General features: G+C 41.9%; 12 protein-coding genes. 4 read left to right on the top strand and 8 right to left on the bottom strand.

Annotated features, from left to right (window positions below; all coding sequences use genetic code 11):
- Window positions 1–47: 47 nt before the first annotated feature.
- Entirely contained in the window at window positions 48–983 is a 936-nt protein-coding gene (locus AB6N04_RS02025) for a filamentous hemagglutinin N-terminal domain-containing protein (protein ID WP_369310260.1), read from the top strand.
- 72 nt (window positions 984–1,055) lie between these two features.
- Here AB6N04_RS02025 and AB6N04_RS02020 read toward each other — a convergent pair whose 3' ends face one another.
- The 7 genes from AB6N04_RS02020 to dgt all read right to left on the bottom strand — a co-directional run bounded on the left by AB6N04_RS02020 (window position 1,056) and on the right by dgt (window position 13,396).
- On the bottom strand, window positions 1,056–2,441 hold the full coding sequence (locus AB6N04_RS02020; RefSeq protein ID WP_369310259.1) for an SLC13 family permease: 1,386 nt from the start codon (window positions 2,439–2,441) through the stop codon (window positions 1,056–1,058).
- A gap of 373 nt (window positions 2,442–2,814) precedes the next feature.
- Window positions 2,815–4,116 carry a phosphopyruvate hydratase gene (gene eno, locus AB6N04_RS02015; protein ID WP_369310258.1) on the bottom strand — a complete coding sequence of 434 codons (1,302 nt, stop codon included), beginning with the start codon at window positions 4,114–4,116 and terminating at the stop codon, window positions 2,815–2,817.
- A 65-nt stretch (window positions 4,117–4,181) separates the two neighbouring features.
- Window positions 4,182–5,819 carry a glutamine hydrolyzing CTP synthase gene (gene pyrG, locus AB6N04_RS02010; protein ID WP_369310257.1) on the bottom strand — a complete coding sequence of 546 codons (1,638 nt, stop codon included), beginning with the start codon at window positions 5,817–5,819 and terminating at the stop codon, window positions 4,182–4,184.
- 735 nt (window positions 5,820–6,554) lie between these two features.
- Window positions 6,555–7,349, bottom strand: coding sequence for a nucleoside triphosphate pyrophosphohydrolase (gene mazG / locus AB6N04_RS02005; protein WP_369310256.1), 795 nt, complete (start codon window positions 7,347–7,349; stop codon window positions 6,555–6,557).
- A 775-nt stretch (window positions 7,350–8,124) separates the two neighbouring features.
- A complete protein-coding gene (gene relA, locus AB6N04_RS02000; RefSeq protein ID WP_369310255.1) occupies window positions 8,125–10,356 on the bottom strand; it encodes a GTP diphosphokinase in 2,232 nt (743 codons plus the stop codon).
- A 16-nt stretch (window positions 10,357–10,372) separates the two neighbouring features.
- Complete coding sequence (gene rlmD, locus AB6N04_RS01995) at window positions 10,373–11,704, bottom strand: 23S rRNA (uracil(1939)-C(5))-methyltransferase RlmD (protein WP_369310254.1); 1,332 nt, start codon at window positions 11,702–11,704, stop codon at window positions 10,373–10,375.
- A 165-nt stretch (window positions 11,705–11,869) separates the two neighbouring features.
- Window positions 11,870–13,396, bottom strand: coding sequence for a dGTPase (dgt, locus tag AB6N04_RS01990; protein WP_369310253.1), 1,527 nt, complete (start codon window positions 13,394–13,396; stop codon window positions 11,870–11,872).
- 251 nt (window positions 13,397–13,647) lie between these two features.
- Between dgt and mtnN the strand changes: the two genes are divergently transcribed.
- Window positions 13,648–14,340 (top strand): 5'-methylthioadenosine/S-adenosylhomocysteine nucleosidase, encoded by a 693-nt coding sequence (gene mtnN / locus AB6N04_RS01985; protein WP_369310252.1) that lies wholly within the window; start codon window positions 13,648–13,650, stop codon window positions 14,338–14,340.
- Between the two features lie 64 nt (window positions 14,341–14,404).
- Window positions 14,405–15,235, top strand: a complete 831-nt coding sequence (gene btuF / locus AB6N04_RS01980) for a vitamin B12 ABC transporter substrate-binding protein BtuF (RefSeq protein WP_369310251.1) — start codon at window positions 14,405–14,407, stop codon at window positions 15,233–15,235.
- A 271-nt stretch (window positions 15,236–15,506) separates the two neighbouring features.
- Here btuF and erpA read toward each other — a convergent pair whose 3' ends face one another.
- Window positions 15,507–15,851, bottom strand: a complete 345-nt coding sequence (gene erpA, locus AB6N04_RS01975) for an iron-sulfur cluster insertion protein ErpA (RefSeq protein WP_369310250.1) — start codon at window positions 15,849–15,851, stop codon at window positions 15,507–15,509.
- A 213-nt stretch (window positions 15,852–16,064) separates the two neighbouring features.
- On the opposite strand from erpA, the gene hemL reads away from it, so the two are divergent.
- A complete protein-coding gene (gene hemL, locus AB6N04_RS01970; protein WP_369310249.1) occupies window positions 16,065–17,354 on the top strand; it encodes a glutamate-1-semialdehyde 2,1-aminomutase in 1,290 nt (429 codons plus the stop codon).
- Window positions 17,355–17,523: the final 169 nt, after the last annotated feature.

Below are 17,523 nucleotides of genomic sequence, written 5' to 3'. Positions count from 1 at the left end.
ATACTCATTATCCATAAAGGAATTCACCCATAGCAAGGAGCTTAAATATGAAATTAATAGTCAAGAAAACAATCTTTGTTTTACTGTTATTTTCACCACTCACTACACACGCTAATGACATTAATATTAACCAAGCAAAAATTATCGATATCAACACTCCGCTTAAAAATCACATTTCTTTTAATACATTCGAAACGTTATCTTCAAACGAACATGGTTTAATTTTTAATAATGATATTACGAGTAATAATAAACTTCATAACGCTGCTGCAAAACTGATACTGGCGGAAGTCACGGGTATAGAAGAAAGCCATATTCAGGGGGTAATAGGTATAAAAGGACAACGGACGAACCTGGTTATAGCTAATCCAAATGGTATTTCATGGAAAAATGGAACCGTAAATAATATTAATAGCCTGTCTTTGGTCGCGGGCAAACTAGAACCACAATACACCAGAAATAAAGATAATAAACAACTTGAACCAAAAAAACAGGAGGACTACAGCAACCTTAAATTTTCAATCCAGCCGGCCAGTCTAATCAGCATAAGCCAACAACATAGCAATCCTATTCAATTATCTAAAATGAATATTTTTGCTGACCATATAAAACTGCAAAACAATCTCAATATTAACGCTGCCTTGCAAAATTATATAAGCGCATCAGGCAGTGGCACGCTTTCTCCCAGTGAAGGCGTTATAAAATACGGTTCTAAATTCAAAACAGATATCCCTCATATACAAGGAAATCTCTTAGAATTAGATGAACATACAAAGTTAACCGGGCGCTCAATAACGTTAGAAAGTCATCAGTATCAATGTAAAGATGATTTTCTTTGCCCACAAAATAAAATCGATATACATGGGGTAATTAAAACAATGAATTTTTCATTGCGTGGCAACAGTGAAATTTCACTTTCAAATACAGGAGTTATTCAGTTAGGGAAAAATCTACAAGCACTTGTCGCATCCACCCCCAAATAATATCTAAAAGCAGCACAACAATGTAAAACGGCCTCAAAAAAGAGGCCGTAAGGTATGATAATTTTTCTTAGGTTACATCCAGATGAACCAAGCAAACAGTGAAATCACAATGATGCAAGCAACGTTCAATACGGCTCCCACTCTAACCATTTCTATTTGGCGAATATAACCAGAACCAAACACAATCGCATTAGGCGGTGTAGCCACTGGCAACATAAAGGCACACGATGCACCGATACCAATAATCATTGTCAAGACAATCACTGGCATCCCCAATGCTTCAGCCACGGTAGCGAAGATAGGCACTAATAGAGCCGCACTGGCAGTGTTACTGGTAAACTCAGTTAAAATAATAATGAAGGTTGTGACGGCCAGAATAATAACAAACCAATGGCTTGCACCAAATGTTAGCTGCATCCAGTCCGCCATAATTTTACTTGCACCAGAAGAACTTAAGATTGCGCTCAGTGTTAAACCACCACCAAACAGCATCAATACGCCCCACTCTGTATTTTTTTGGATCTGAGACCAGCTCGCGACACCTGTAATACCAATTAAAATCGCCGCGATCATAGCAATAATGGTGTCTAAATCTTTCACGCCCCCTAACGCATCACTGATAAATGTACTCGTGATCCAGCAAACCACTGCCAGCAAGAAAATAATCATTGCTGTAACACGTTTACCATTCCACTTAACATGTTCTAATTCAATTTCAAAGCGATGTTTAAGATTTGGGCGTAACATCATGTACATCAGGACAAACATCATCGGCAATAATACAACCATAATCGGGATGCCGTATTTCATCCAAGAAAGGAAATCCAAGCCCAGTGCTGAAGCTGCTATCGCATTCGGTGGGCTCCCGACAATGGTTCCCAATCCACCAATACTGGCACTGTAAGCCACACCAAGTAGCACAAAGACGAACGTATTACGTTCATGGCGCACATCAAGGTTGGATAAAATACCAAGAACAAGTGGTAGCATCATTGCAGCCGTTGCCGTGTTACTGATCCACATCGACAGACCTGCCGTCACACCAAAAAGCAATAATACCGCAACAGAAAGACGTCCACGGGCCGCCATTAATAAGCGATTTGCAATAAGCCTATCTAAGCCTTGAATATGCAAGGCCGTGGCAAGTGCAAATCCACCAAAGAAGAGAAATATAATTGGATTAGCGAAAGATTTAAGGGCATCCCCTGTATTCATTAGCCCAAGACCAACGGCCAAAATAGGAATGCATAATGCAGTCACCGTAACGTGTATGGCTTCAGTTAACCAAAGCACACCAATGAAAACCATCATTGCCAGCCCTGCATTCGCTTTTTCATCAAACGGTAGGTATTTCAAAAGCAGGATTAGCAACACAATATCAACAGCTAAAATGATCCAACCACGCTTATTCGCGGGAGTTGGACTTACTGCCGGTGTTAAAGATTCAGAAGCATCCATGTAAAACTCCATAGCTCGGAAGCAAATTGTTTTCGAGTATTATTGTTAATATTTATTTGCGAGGTCTGAAATATAGAGTTAATTGAATGGAATGAAAATGTGGATGAATTAAAAGTGCGATCTATACCGGATAATTTTCGGTTATTTTGTATTAATTCCAAAAAACCTGACTATTTACTCGCAAATACCGAAGTATTTAAAGTTGTAAATAATTACTATTTCAGTGCATCTATCTAAGCATGGGGGATGGGTAATGTCTGCGTCGCAACTTGATCAGCACTTACCATTAACAATTAGGTATCATGCAAACACAGTGATTATTTAGATATAAAAAAAGGAAGCACTCGGCTTCCTTCTTAATTATGCCCAATAATTATGCTTGGCCTTTTACTTCTTTTAGACCATTGAATGGTGCATTTTTACCTAATGCTTCTTCAATACGGATTAATTGGTTGTATTTCGCAACACGGTCAGAACGGCTCATTGAACCTGTTTTGATTTGACCAGCCGCTGTACCTACCGCTAAATCTGCAATGGTTGCATCTTCAGTTTCGCCTGAACGGTGAGAGATAACAGCGGTATAGCCTGCATCTTTCGCCATTTTAATTGCAGCTAACGTTTCTGTCAGTGAACCAATTTGGTTGAACTTGATCAGGATTGAGTTAGCGATACCTTTATCGATACCTTCTTTTAGGATCTTAGTATTCGTCACAAACAGGTCGTCACCAACCAGTTGGATTTTATCGCCAAGAACTTTAGTTTGGTATGCGAAACCATCCCAGTCTGATTCGTTCAGACCATCTTCGATAGAAACGATTGGGTATTGTTTAGTCAGCTCTTCTAAGTAATGTGTGAACTCTTGTGAAGTGAAAGTTTTGCCTTCACCTTTCAGCTCATAGTTACCTGTTTCTGAATTGAAGAACTCAGACGCTGCACAGTCCATCGCTAAAGTTACGTCTTTACCTAACACATAACCCGCTTGTTCAACCGCTTCTTTAATCGCTGCTAACGCTGCTGCGTTAGATTCTAAGTTAGGTGCATAACCACCTTCATCACCAACAGCCGTGTTCATACCTTTAGACTTCAGTACTTTTGCTAAGTGATGGAAAATTTCAGAGCCCATGCGGACAGCTTCTTTCAGAGTTGGTGCACCAACAGGTTGGATCATAAACTCTTGGATGTCGACGTTGTTATCTGCGTGCTCACCACCGTTGATGATATTCATCATTGGCAGAGGCATAGAATATTGGCCATGGGTTCCATTCAGGTCAGAAATATGCTCATACAGAGGCATACCTTTTGCCGCTGCTGCCGCTTTTGCGTTCGCTAAAGAAACAGCCAGAATTGCGTTCGCACCAAATTTAGATTTGTTTTCAGTGCCATCAAGATCAATCATGATTTTATCGATGTTAGCTTGATCTTTTGCATCTTTACCAATCAGAGCTTCTGCGATTGGGCCATTAACCGCATCAACAGCTTTCAGAACACCTTTACCCAGAAAACGTGCTTTATCACCGTCACGCAGTTCGAGAGCTTCGCGAGAACCTGTAGATGCACCTGATGGTGCAGCAGCTAAACCAACAAAGCCACCTTCTAAATGAACTTCAGCTTCAACAGTTGGGTTACCACGAGAGTCAATGATTTCACGGCCGATCACTTTAACAATTTTGGACATTAGGTTTTCCTCAGTACAAGTTAAATTTCGGGAAGTTGGTGCTATTGCGCCGACTTCCCCATATCTTATTTCAACTCACCTTTCTGGTACTTACCAGCGGCTTTAACAAAACCTGCAAATAACGGGTGACCATCTCTTGGGGTCGAGGTGAACTCTGGATGGAATTGGCAAGCCACAAACCAAGGGTGATTTGGGATTTCGATAATTTCCACCAGTTTATTATCCACTGAACGACCCGCAATTTTTAGACCTGCATCTTCAATGCGTTTCAGCAATAAATTGTTCACTTCATAACGGTGACGATGACGTTCAACGATGGTTTCAGCACCATACATTTCACGCACTAAGCTGCCATTGACTAAATGACATGGTTGACCACCAACACGCATTGTCCCGCCAAGGTCGCTCTCTTCAGAACGCACTTCAAGGTTACCCTCTTCATCACGCCATTCGGTAATCAGCGCAACAACTGGATATTTACAATCTGCTTTGAATTCTGTTGAATTTGCCTCTGCCATATTGGCAACATTACGTGCAAATTCAATCAACGCAACTTGCATACCCAAACAAATACCTAAATAAGGAATCTTATTCTCACGTGCATATTGCGCTGTCAGAATTTTCCCTTCTACGCCGCGCTCACCAAAGCCGCCTGGAACTAAAATTGCATCCAGACCTTTTAGCAGTTCAACGCCACGGGTTTCGATATCTTGCGAATCAATTAACTTGATATTCACGGTTAAGCGGTTTTTCAAACCACCGTGTTTCAATGCTTCGATAACTGATTTATACGCATCAGGTAACTCAACGTATTTACCCACCATCCCGATAGTGACTTCACCTGCTGGGTTGGCTTCCTCGTAAATAACTTGTTCCCACTCAGACAGATTCGCTTCAGGCGCCTCGATGCGGAAACGGTTACAGATGTATTCATCCAAACCTTGTGATTTTAATAAGGCTGGAATTTTATAAATCGAATCAACATCTTTCAGTGAAATAACGGCTTTTTCTGGTACATTACAGAATAACGCAATTTTCGCACGTTCATTGGCAGGGATCACACGATCTGAGCGGCAAATTAATACATCAGGTTGAATACCAATAGACAGCAATTCTTTCACAGAATGTTGTGTCGGTTTGGTTTTCACTTCACCCGCCGCTGCAAGGTATGGCACTAAGGTTAAGTGCAGGTATAGCGTGTGCTCACGACCGACTTCTGCCGCCATTTGACGAATAGCTTCAAGGAATGGCAGAGACTCAATATCCCCCACGGTTCCGCCGATTTCAACGAGAACAACGTCATGGCCTTCACCACCGCGGATAATGCGGTCTTTAATTTCATTCGTGATATGTGGAATAACTTGAATTGTAGCGCCTAAGTAGTCGCCACGGCGTTCTTTGCGCAGAACTTCAGAGTAGACACGTCCAGTCGTAAAATTATTACGGCGTGTCATTTTAGTACGGATAAAACGCTCATAATGACCCAAATCTAAGTCAGTTTCAGCGCCGTCTTCTGTAACGAAAACTTCCCCGTGTTGGGTTGGGCTCATTGTGCCTGGGTCTACGTTAATGTAGGGATCCAGTTTCATAATCGTCACGTTGAGTCCACGGGCTTCGAGTATAGCCGCCAACGAGGCTGCGGCAATGCCTTTACCCAGAGAGGATACGACCCCGCCGGTCACAAAAATATAATTAGTTTTCATGCTGAACCTGAAAGTTTAGGTTTAAAAGATGATGGATATAACAGGACGGGAAAACAGTATACCCGAACCTTAATTTCGCTACAAATGTTCTAAGCATAATAAGGCTAAATTTCATCAATACTCTAATATTATCAGCAAGTTAAAAACAAAAATTATTTATCGCTTTAAAAATAGTCATCTGCGTCTGTTTTTATACATTAACACAGTTTAAAGGCAAAAGCTAAATCCTTTCAGCTTATTCTATAACGCAAAAACGCGATTATGCACTCAGTTTGATTTTGCATAACTATTTACCCTACCTCTGGTCGTTTTGCGCGTAAAAATGTCAGTTTCCCCGTCGTTTTTGAAGCTTTATTTGGAGGGGATTTTTAACCCCCTTCGCCCCTATTTTTTTGACTTCATTGTTAACAGCCTTAAAACGACAGATAACGATTTCCATACTTACATACAGTGGGGCTAAATAGGTCGTGTTACCGCTAAAAAAGGCTCAAAAAATGGATAAATGTATCCATCGTGCTGACTAACGACTACCTCAATCAAATATTGTCCCTAAACACAGCCCTATGGGTTCGATTAAAGCACGTTTCACTCATTTGATGCTGCGTTAATAGGTTCTTGCCAAGTTCACTTGACGGCGAACCTTTCGCCTTGCCTAAAATGGCTTTAATTCGAATGAAAATTGACCATCAAAGATCAACAGCCAATAACACTGTAACGCGAAATATAACGAGCTATCTATTCTTGTGACTTAACACGCTGCCAGAGTATTTCCATCTCCTCAAGTGTAGCACTTTCTGTCGATTTACCACTTTCAGATAAATTTTTTTCGATTTGCCTAAAACGTCGTTCAAACTTATTACATGCTTTTTGTAATGCTATTTCCGGCTTATGACCTAAGTGACGAGACAAATTCACCACCGCAAATAATAAATCACCAATTTCCTCTTCAAGGTGTTCTTGGTCAACAACAGCTTGAGTGGCTTCTTCCATAACTTCTTCAAGTTCTTCATGCACTTTCTCAACGACTGGACCAAGCGTATTCCAATCAAAACCAACACAAGCGCAGCGCTTTTGAATTTTATAAGCTTTCATCAGCGCAGGGAGCGCGTTTGGAATATCATCAAGTACAGAAAACTGTAATTTTTCGGCTCTTTCTTTGGCCTTACGTTTTTCCCACCCCTCAATCACTTCATTACTCGAAAGTGAATTGTTCGCATCAAAAATATGTGGGTGACGATGCTCAAGTTTATCGCTAACAGCTTGGCAGATATCATTGAAGTCAAAGAGTGATTTTTCATGCGCCATTTGCGCATAAAAAACGACTTGGAATAATAAGTCCCCCAGTTCGCTTTTCAGGTCAGAAAAATCCTCACGCTCGATAGCGTCAAGCACCTCATAAGTTTCTTCAAGTGTATAAGGGGCAATAGTTTTAAATGTCTGTACTTTGTCCCAAGGGCAGCCTGTTTGGGGATCACGCAGTTGCGCCATGATAGATAGTAAACGTTCGATTTGACAATTTTCCTGACTCATTGAGTTACCCTTTGATTTTCTTTTGATTCTATATCGCTATCTTTAGCTCAAATTTATCAGAGATAAAGAGCAATCAACACTTTTTTCCTAAAAACAAAGAAAACTGGCATGGTGTTATTTCAAGATTGTTTGGGTTATAGGTAGGCGGCAAGCGCAGATATCTCGGGGAGCATCCATTAGTCTATAAACCAAGTAGTTAAGCACAGCTCCTACAATTTAAAATATCAAGTGGGACATTTTCAAAATAGTTTGAGTTGTAGGTAGGCGGCAAGCACAGATATCTCGGGGAGCATCCATTAGTCTATAAACCAAGTAGTTAAGCACAGCTCCTACAATTTAAAATATCAAGCGGAGCATTTTCAAAATAGTTTGAGTTGTAGGTAGGCGGCAAGCGCAGATATCTCGGGGAGCATCCATTAGTCTATAAACCAAGTAGTTAAGCACAGCTCCTACAATTTAAAATATCAAGCGGAGCATTTTCAAAATAGTTTGAGTTGTAGGTAGGCGGCAAGCGCAGATATCTCGGGGAGCATACACTAGTATGTGACCCGAGTAGCTAAGCGCAGCCAACACCCCGGCATCTCAAAATATCAAGCGGAGCATTTTCAAAATAATTTGAGTTGTCGGTAGAGACCAAAAAATTAAAAGGGTATTTTCAAAATAGTTTGAGTTGTAGGTAGGCGGCAAGCGCAGATATCTCGGGGAACATACACTAGTATGTGACCCGAGTAGCTAAGCGCAGCCAACACCCCTACAGCTCAAAATATGAAGAAAATTATTGGGAGTAGCGTTTTGCCTCTATCACATCCGCCAACTGATTAAGCTTAGCTAGCACTCGGCTCAGCACCTCAATGTTGTAAATTTCAATGGTCATATCAATGGTTGCTAACTGCTGTTTCACATCACTGCGGCTGCTAACTCCAAGTACATTGACTTTCTCATTTGCCAAAATGGTTGTGATATCACGCAGTAAGCCACTACGGTCATTTGCTACCACTCGAACAACTAAAGAGTAGCCACTAGAGTAATTTTCCCCCCAAACCGCATCAATGACTCTTTCAGGGGCATGGCTTTGTAATTCCGCTAATTGTTCACAGTCCACACTGTGAATTGAGATCCCGCGCCCCTTAGTGATAAAACCAACAATTTCATCCCCTGGGATGGGTTGGCAACATTTTGCAATGTGGTGCATTAAGTTACCGACACCTTCTACAACAACGCGACCGCTACTATGAGATGGCGCTCTTGGCACTGAAGATTTATTTTCTAGCGTCTTCAATGCAGCGCGATCTTCCTCTTCTGCTGTCGCTTTGTTGAACTTACTTTGTAAGAAGTTCACTAACTGGTTGATACGAATATCACCCCCACCAATACCTGCCAGCACTTCATCTAACGAATGAACATTGTAACGGGCGATAAGCAGCTTTTCCGCTTCACGCAGGCTGATATCAAGTTGAGATAACTCACTATCTAAAATCTGACGTCCGGCAAGAATATTTTTATCCCTATCTTGCTTACGGAACCAGTTTTGAATTTTTGCACGCCCACGACTTGTGGTCACATAACCTAAGTTTGGATTTAACCAGTCACGGCTTGGGTTCGGGTGTTTTTGAGTAATAATTTCAATTTGATCGCCCATTTGCAATTGATAGCTAAATGGTACGATCCGACCACCTATTTTCGCACCAATGCATCGATGCCCCACATCACTGTGAATATGGTAAGCAAAATCAAGTGGTGTTGAACCTGTGGGTAAATCGACCACATCACCTTTTGGCGTAAAGACATACACTCGATCATCAAACACTTGGCTACGAACCTCATCAAGCATTTCACCTGAGTCAGCCATCTCTTCTTGCCATGCAATTAATTTACGTAGCCATGCAATACGGTTTTCATAACTACTGCCCTTACCAACCCCTGTTGCCCCCTCTTTATATTTCCAGTGAGCAGCAACACCTAGCTCAGCATCTTCATGCATTTGCCGAGTACGAATTTGAATTTCAAGGGTTTTGCCATTAGGGCCTAACACAACGGTATGGATCGATTGGTAACCATTTGGCTTCGGATTTGCCACATAGTCGTCAAATTCATCAGGCAGATGGCGAAAATGTGTATGCACAATTCCTAATGCCGCATAGCAGTCTTGCAAGCGCTCAACCACAATACGTACCGCACGCACATCAAACAGTTCATCAAACGCTAATGACTTTTTCTTCATTTTACGCCAGATGCTATAGATATGTTTGGGTCGACCGTAGATATCTGCTTGAATATTCTCTTTTAACATATACTTACGCAATGTACTGACAAAATTATCAATATAATCTTCACGGTCAATACGGCGTTCATGGAGCAGTTTAGCAATTTTTTTGTATTCATCCGGATGCAGATAACGGAAGCAAAAGTCTTCTAATTCCCATTTTAATTGCCCAATCCCTAAGCGATTGGCTAATGGTGCATAAATATTAGAACACTCTTTTGCTGCTAATACGCGTTCATCTTCTGTGGCATCCTTGACTTCACGTAGGTGTGCGATGCGTTCTGCTAACTTGATGACAACACAGCGAAAATCCTCCACCATCGACAATAACATCCGGCGGATATTGTCCACTTGGACAGAACTTGTTTCACTCGATTGTGTAGCCTTTAATTGGCGAATAGCATCCATTTCAAGCACGCCTTTAACAAGTTCGTGAATCGAATTCCCGAACTCATCAATGACTTCTTGCTGTTCCAGTTTGCCTTCTTCAACCAATGGAAATAATAATGCGGCTTGTAAGCTGCCGATATCCATGCTGAGCGTAGATAAGATTTCGGTCATCTCAATGCCACGCCAAAGTAGTAATGGCCCAATTTCTTGGCCAGCTAATTTATCATGACAAAACTGCCAGGTATGGATGAGCTTTTCTTCTGATTGTTTATTGCTCAAGCCCAGACCGCTCACCCATTTTTCTGGGGCAAACTCACCTGCTGGGGTAAGATGTGCGCTTCTTACTGCAACCATATGTTCTCCCTACCTGTTAATGCTCTGGTCGACGGATAAATAGTGCCATCGATTCTAAATGGCTAGTGTGCGGAAACATGTCCAACATCCGCAAATGTAATAATTGATACCCTGCATCAAGCAAAACCTTACTGTCCCTTGCTAATGTCGTCGGGTTACAAGAAACATAGACAATTTTTTCGGGCATCAGTTTAATTAAATGTTCCATTACCCCCGCAGCCCCCGCTCGTGCTGGGTCTAATAAAACTTTATTGAACCCTTGTGCAGCCCAAGGTTGGCTGTGAATTTCTGCTTCTAGATTTTCATTATAGAAGGTCGCGTTGGAAATAGTATTGAGCTGAGCGTTGTTTCGCGCTTGTTCGACTAAATTTTCGACACCTTCAACGCCTACAACGGATTTTGCCAATCGGGCTATTGGCAAGGTAAAATTACCCATCCCACAAAAAAGATCTAATACCCTATCTTCATCAGTTAGATCTAACCATGCTAACGCTTGTGCCACCATTAACTGATTTATTTGCCCGTTTACTTGGATGAAATTTAATGGATTAAATTTAAGCACTTCCCCAGCCACTTGGTATTCCGGCATCGGTGAGTTCGCCATTAAAGCGTCTAATATATTATCATTCCCTGCTAACCAAATAGACACACCATGCTCACTTTCAAAATCGTGTAGTTTTTGCCTATCTGTCTGAGAAAATGGGGCCAAATGGCGGATCATAATAATATTGCTGTTATCCGCATGAATCAGCTCAACATGCCCTAATTTTTGCTTAATACTCAGTTGATTAAGGCACTCAGAAAGAGGCTTAAGTAATATATCCAATTCAGGTACTAATACAGGGCAACTTTTGATATCAACAAGTGTATTGGTTTGTGTTTGGCGAAACCCCATGACGACCCGTTGATTTTTAGGTTGATATTGCAATCCTAAACGAGCACGGCGTCGGTATCCATAGGGGTCACCACTGATAACGGGGGTTGCGCTTTTATCAATACCCGTTTCTCTCATCATCAAATATTGCAGAGCTTCGGCCTTACTGGCTCTTTGTAACTCAATATCAATATGCTGCTGTTGGCAACCACCACACTGATTAAAGTAACGGCATAGTGGTTGAACTCGCTGTGGGCTTGTTGATAACCGCTTAACCACTTTGGCTTTCGCAAAGCTGCGCTTATCTTGTATTAGTTCAATTAGTGCCTCTTCCCCCGGAAGTAAATCCGCCACAAAAATCGTTTTTCCATCAAGTCGCGCAATACCTTGCCCTGCGACATCTAAGCTATCAGCAATAACCGTAAGTTGACGGCGTGAAGTGGTTCGGCGGTTCGGAGAGTAAAATTGAGCCATAGGTAGTCACAACAAAGTATTAGTTACAAAAAGGGGTTCTTGTTTGCTTTCATTACAGGTACTTTGGGCTCCTGAATAAGGAAAAGCAGACATGTTTAGTATACCTGTTTTTCCTGTTATTTTATTGTCTACTTTTTTATTTTATTACTTAGCGAATTAATAGTATTAATTACTCACCATAAATTTTCGATACTCTTCATAGGCATAGTGGTCTGTCATACCGCTAATATAGTCTTGTATCAAACGAGCCCGATAATAGAACTCAAGAATGGATTTATCCGCCTCATCCGTTGCAGATACTTTCTCAAGCGCCTCGTTATAGGATAAACGATGCTTATTAGATAACTTGTGGAATAGCCGCGTTTCTATAAAAAAGTGCTTGTGATAATTTTTTTCCACTAACTCGATAAAATCCGTTCTGTTCATCATCAACAGTGGACTATAAAAATCGAGTAACCCACTGATAATTTTATAACCTTGCAGTTCTAACTGTTCGACTTCGTGATGATTAAACACATGTTTGAATGCCACCGTCTTTAATACTTTTAGCAAGCGATGCTCTGGGCTTTTATCTTCAAGTAGCGCACTATTAAAACGGCCATGATAGATTTCAGGTAGATTTTTAATAAAACGTTGGGCGCTGTAATGGGCTAACTTCCCTGTAATATTAACCCGTAAATACATGAAGAACTGGTCTTGTTGAATACGCCTTGTGTGGTTATCACTAATATTGTTATAAGCGCGCATAATGGTTTGATCAAATAAATCGTTTTGTTCCACCTCCCCCCATTCAGCTCGCAAATAATCAATCAATTGCTCAACGGTAAATATGCCTTTTTCAGCAGCGTCATCTAAATCAGCTATGCAATAAGAGATATCATCCGCAGCTTCCATAATATAGGAAAGAGGGAAACGGCAATATTTCTCCATACCGAGTTTTTTGGTAAGTTCACTGACAAAATCCGCTTCTGACCAGTAATACCCAGGTTTTTTCATCAAATAATCAAATTCCGGCGGGATCGGCTCTAAATCATAAGCACCACGCGTATACTTTAAAATTGAGCCAATCTGCGCATACGTTAAATTTAGCTTGAGTAAACGATGAGCCATGCGTAAACCTTGCGCATTCCCCTCAAATGAACATAAATCTTGCTTTAATTGGCGGCGAAAAAGATCTTGTTTTTCATGGCCTGTTAATTGCAATGCTTGAATTTGGCAAGGGTCGGGAATATCTGGCGAATAAAGGTAATCGGGAGCAAGTAACTTACTAAACCAACGCTGGATGGCCGCCTCACCAAAATGACCAAAAGGCGGATTGCCAATATCATGCATCAGGCAGGACATTTCCACTAGGCTTTCGAAAGCATCACAGCGCTCATCTAACCCATAAGTTTCCAATAACTTTTTCTTTTTTAGCTCTCCAAGTACCGTTTTACTGATATAACGTCCCACTTGTTGAACTTCCAGTGAATGGGTTAGACGACTGCGTACCGCGGCATTTTGTTCTAATGGGAAAACTTGTGTTTTTTGTTGTAAGCGGCGGATCGCCGCAGAGTTAATTATGCGCCCACGATCGCTTTCAAATAAACGGTTTACAGCGTCTTCATCCTGAGGTGAGACTTTCTGGTTTTTAGCACTACTCATATAGTTACGTTGAAAGTTCAGTTTCTTTAGAAAATTAATCTCACCCACGCTGCCACCTTCCCTATCTCGATTGATGCTTAATTATATCGCCTAAACACAGGAAAAATACTTCACGACTTATCTTTCAATGTTACACTTCGTGCATTTTTGTAATTTCGCTGTCTAACTTCGAGTTGTTACAATAAAAATTGCGAACCCACTCGAACAATAGAGCAACAACACAATAAAACATTATCTTCCCTAGTCAAAATATTAACACTCACTCATAGTGCAAATTGTGCAGGGAAAAGGAGGACAAAATGAAAGTTGGGATCATTGGTGCAATGGAGCAAGAAGTTGCCATTCTTCGCTCACAAATTGAAGGTTGCCAAACCATTAGCCGCGCTGGCTGTGAAATTTATACAGGTAAAATTAATGGTGTTGATGTTGCCCTGTTAAAATCAGGCATCGGTAAAGTTGCAGCGGCTATCGGCACCACCTTATTGTTAGAACATTGCCAGCCTGATGTGGTGATTAATACCGGTTCTGCAGGCGGGTTAGATCCTCGTTTAAATGTAGGTGATATCGTCGTTTCTACTGAAGTACGCTATCACGATGCAGATGTTACTGCATTTGGCTATGAACCGGGGCAAATGGCACAATGTCCACCTGCTTTTGTCGCTGATAGCAAATTGATTGATCTGGCAGAACAGTGTATTCAGTTACTCGACATGAATGCGGTACGTGGTTTGGTATGCAGCGGTGATGCATTTATTAATGGTGCCGAGCCTTTAGCGCGTATTAAGGCAACCTTCCCACATGTTGCTGCCGTTGAAATGGAAGCGACAGCGATTGGCCAAGTTTGCCATCAATTCGGCGTACCGTTTGTTGTCGTTCGCGCGATTTCTGATGTTGCAGATAAAGAATCACACACCAGCTTTGATGAGTTTCTCCCTATTGCGGCTCGCCAGTCGTCATTGATGATCAATGCTATTTTAGCGAAACTGGCCTAAGTTCAACAGAGCAGGCATAACGGTTTGTCAGTTATTGCCTGTTCTTGCCATTATGATGATAGCTATGAAAAAATTAACTGCCTATTTATCCCATGCTATTACTTGCTTGCTTGCTTGTTTTATCTCATTTTCAGCTCTGTCGGAGCCTAAACATCGCGTTATAAGCTTATCCCCAGCAAATACTGAACTCGCCTATGCTGCGGGATTAGGTGATAGCTTGATAGCAGCAAGTGCTTATTCAGATCACCCAGAACCCGCAAAAAAACTGGAACAAGTTTCTGATTGGCAAGGGATTAATGTCGAACGCATACTGGCACTCAAACCTGATCTTATTTTGGCGTGGCGAGGCGGAAACCCGCAACGACCGCTGGATCAGCTTTCATCTTTCGGTATCCCTATTATCTATTTTGATCCACAGACCATTGATGATGTGATTGAAGCTGTCAATGCGTTATCCCAATACAGCCCTAATCCTGAACTTGCCCAACAAACCATTGACAAGATGCGTGCTAAATTAGCGCATTCTCAGAATAGAAAAATCGTACCTAATAGCGCAAAAAAAGTATTTATCCAACTAGGGACTCAGCCTTTATTTAGCGCAGGCAACCATACATTGCAAAATGATGTTGTCACATTTTGTGGTGGTGAAAATATTTTTGCAAATAGCGCGGTACAATGGCCACAAGTTAGTCGTGAGCAAGTGCTCTCCCGCAAACCGGATGTGATTGTGATGACAGGGAATGAAGCTCAACAACAGGCTGTTCGAGATTTTTGGCATTCACAACTCAATGTCCCCATCATTCGTCTAAATGAAGATTGGTTCCACCGCGCAGGCCCGCGAATTGTCAACGCCACCGAACAACTGTGCGAGCAGTTAAACTCGCTATCCAATTAAGCATTACGAATTACAGAAATTGTCTAAATAGATTAATTGTGGCAAGGCGGCGAACGAGGAAATCTCTAGGGGCTGTTTATCGTTGCTGCTGATTTTCACAGCTAAAAAAGTCAAAAAACCACCCCAGAACAGGTAAATGCACCTATCACGCAAACTAACGACGATTTGAATCAACTATTGAGCCTAAACGCTGCCCTACGGGCATACACAAGTATGTGACTAGAGTTGACTAATAAAGCCAACACAGTCACAACTTAAAATATGACGAAAATTAGATACTGAAGGATGAGCCACAGCCACAAGTAGACTTAGCATTTGGATTTGTCACAATAAAACGAGAACCTTCTAGACCTTCGGTATAATCCACGCTTCCACCGACTAAATATTGCAGGCTCATAGGGTCGACGACCAACGCGACACCTTGTTTCTCAATGGTCATATCGCCTTCGTTGATTTGATCATCGAAAGTAAAACCATATTGGAAACCACTGCATCCGCCACCAGTGATATAAACACGCAGACGCAGATTTGGGTTATCCTCATCAGAGACTAAATCTTTAACTTTAATTGCTGCTGCATCAGTAAATTGCAAAGGCAGAGCTGCATCATCACTCATTTTTTACTCCAAACCGGTGACCGGTAAATTCATGTGTGAGCAAAAACCCACTCAGATCAATTGACCCAATTATCCGCCACTTGACTAAATCGTTCAAGTGTTGTTACGCAATTAGACACATTGTGCATATCTTGATAGCAACATTTGGTTTAATTGATACAGTGCTTTAGAATAGTGGCAAAATTTTATTTCGCCTTTTTCTGGAGCCCTGCCATGTCGCAATCTGAAATTCTGTATGAGCAAGCAAAACAACAAATCCCTGGCGGTGTAAACTCGCCAGTTCGAGCCTTTAATGGTGTTGGCGGCACGCCTTTATTTATTGAAAAAGCGGATGGCGCTTATATTTATGATGTTGATGGCAAAGCGTATGTTGATTATGTTGGCTCTTGGGGCCCAATGGTGTTAGGCCATAATCACCCAGAAATTCGTGATGCTGTAATTAAAGCCGTCCATAAAGGTTTAAGTTTCGGAGCACCGACTGCCGCTGAAGTTGAAATGGCCGCATTAGTTTGTGAGCTGGTTCCTTCTATGGATTTAGTGCGCATGGTGAACTCAGGAACCGAAGCTACCATGAGCGCAATTCGTCTTGCTCGCGGCTATACTGGTCGCGATAAAATCATCAAATTCGAAGGCTGCTACCATGGGCATGCTGATTGTTTATTAGTCAAGGCGGGTTCAGGCGCACTCACAATGGGCGAACCAAACTCACCGGGGGTGCCTGAGGATTTCGTCAAACATACGCTCACTTGTACCTACAATGACCTAACATCTGTACGCCAAGCTTTTGAAAACTACCCAGAAGATATCGCCTGTGTGATTGTAGAGCCTGTTGCTGGAAACATGAACTGCGTACCACCAACGGCTGAATTCCTTCCGGGTTTACGAGCATTGTGTGATGAGTTCAACGCCGTTCTGATCATTGATGAAGTGATGACTGGCTTTCGTGTGGCACTAGGTGGTGCTCAGGAGCACTACGGTGTTGAACCAGACCTAACCTGCTTAGGCAAAATCATTGGTGGCGGTATGCCAGTGGGCGCTTTTGGTGGTCGCCTTGAGATCATGGAAAAATTAGCGCCAATCGGTCCTGTTTACCAAGCAGGCACTTTATCTGGTAATCCTGTTGCTATGGCGGCTGGTCTTGCCTGCTTAAAAGAAGTGGCTCAGCCGGGTGTTCATTCACGTTTAAATGAACTCACCGAGAAATTAGCACGTGGCTTAAAACGCGTCTCCAAAGAACAAGGTATCCCTATGGTGGTTAACCACGTTGGGGGAATGTTTGGCATTTTCTTCACCGATGCGCCAACGGTCACTTGCTACCAAGATGTGATGAAGTGTGATGTGGAACGCTTCAAAAAATTCTTCCATTACATGTTAGAGCAAGGTATTTATCTCGCGCCATCCGCTTTTGAAGCCGGCTTTATGTCTATCGCACACAGCGATGAAGATATTGAAAAAACCATCAAAGCCGCTGACATAGCACTGGCGAAGATTAAAGCGAATTAATTCGTTTTAAAAACAAAGAGGTGAAGCACTCTCGCTTCACCTCTACCTTTCCAAAGTTAACCTTCATCGTTATACATCTTACACAATAATTCCTTATATAGTTCAAGTTGTGGTTAGACGGCAAGTGAAGCTAGCTCGGGGAAGATACCCCGAGTCGCTGAACGTAGCC

It is taken from the genome of Providencia rettgeri, from assembly GCF_041075285.1.
Classification (GTDB): domain Bacteria; phylum Pseudomonadota; class Gammaproteobacteria; order Enterobacterales; family Enterobacteriaceae; genus Providencia; species Providencia rettgeri_G.
Note: the sequence above shows the minus strand (reverse complement) of the source record. Positions and strands in the feature narration are given on the sequence as shown.

Coding starts and splice junctions, on each gene's coding strand:
- AB6N04_RS02025 (WP_369310260.1), top strand. CDS start 48: ATGAAATTAATAGTCAAGAAAACAATCTTTGTTTTACTGTTATTTTCA.
- AB6N04_RS02020 (WP_369310259.1), bottom strand. CDS start 2,441: ATGGATGCTTCTGAATCTTTAACACCGGCAGTAAGTCCAACTCCCGCG.
- btuF (WP_369310251.1), top strand. CDS start 14,405: ATGAAAAAATTAACTGCCTATTTATCCCATGCTATTACTTGCTTGCTT.
- mazG (WP_369310256.1), bottom strand. CDS start 7,349: ATGAGTCAGGAAAATTGTCAAATCGAACGTTTACTATCTATCATGGCG.
- relA (WP_369310255.1), bottom strand. CDS start 10,356: ATGGTTGCAGTAAGAAGCGCACATCTTACCCCAGCAGGTGAGTTTGCC.
- rlmD (WP_369310254.1), bottom strand. CDS start 11,704: ATGGCTCAATTTTACTCTCCGAACCGCCGAACCACTTCACGCCGTCAA.
- erpA (WP_369310250.1), bottom strand. CDS start 15,851: ATGAGTGATGATGCAGCTCTGCCTTTGCAATTTACTGATGCAGCAGCA.
- hemL (WP_369310249.1), top strand. CDS start 16,065: ATGTCGCAATCTGAAATTCTGTATGAGCAAGCAAAACAACAAATCCCT.
- eno (WP_369310258.1), bottom strand. CDS start 4,116: ATGTCCAAAATTGTTAAAGTGATCGGCCGTGAAATCATTGACTCTCGT.
- mtnN (WP_369310252.1), top strand. CDS start 13,648: ATGAAAGTTGGGATCATTGGTGCAATGGAGCAAGAAGTTGCCATTCTT.
- pyrG (WP_369310257.1), bottom strand. CDS start 5,819: ATGAAAACTAATTATATTTTTGTGACCGGCGGGGTCGTATCCTCTCTG.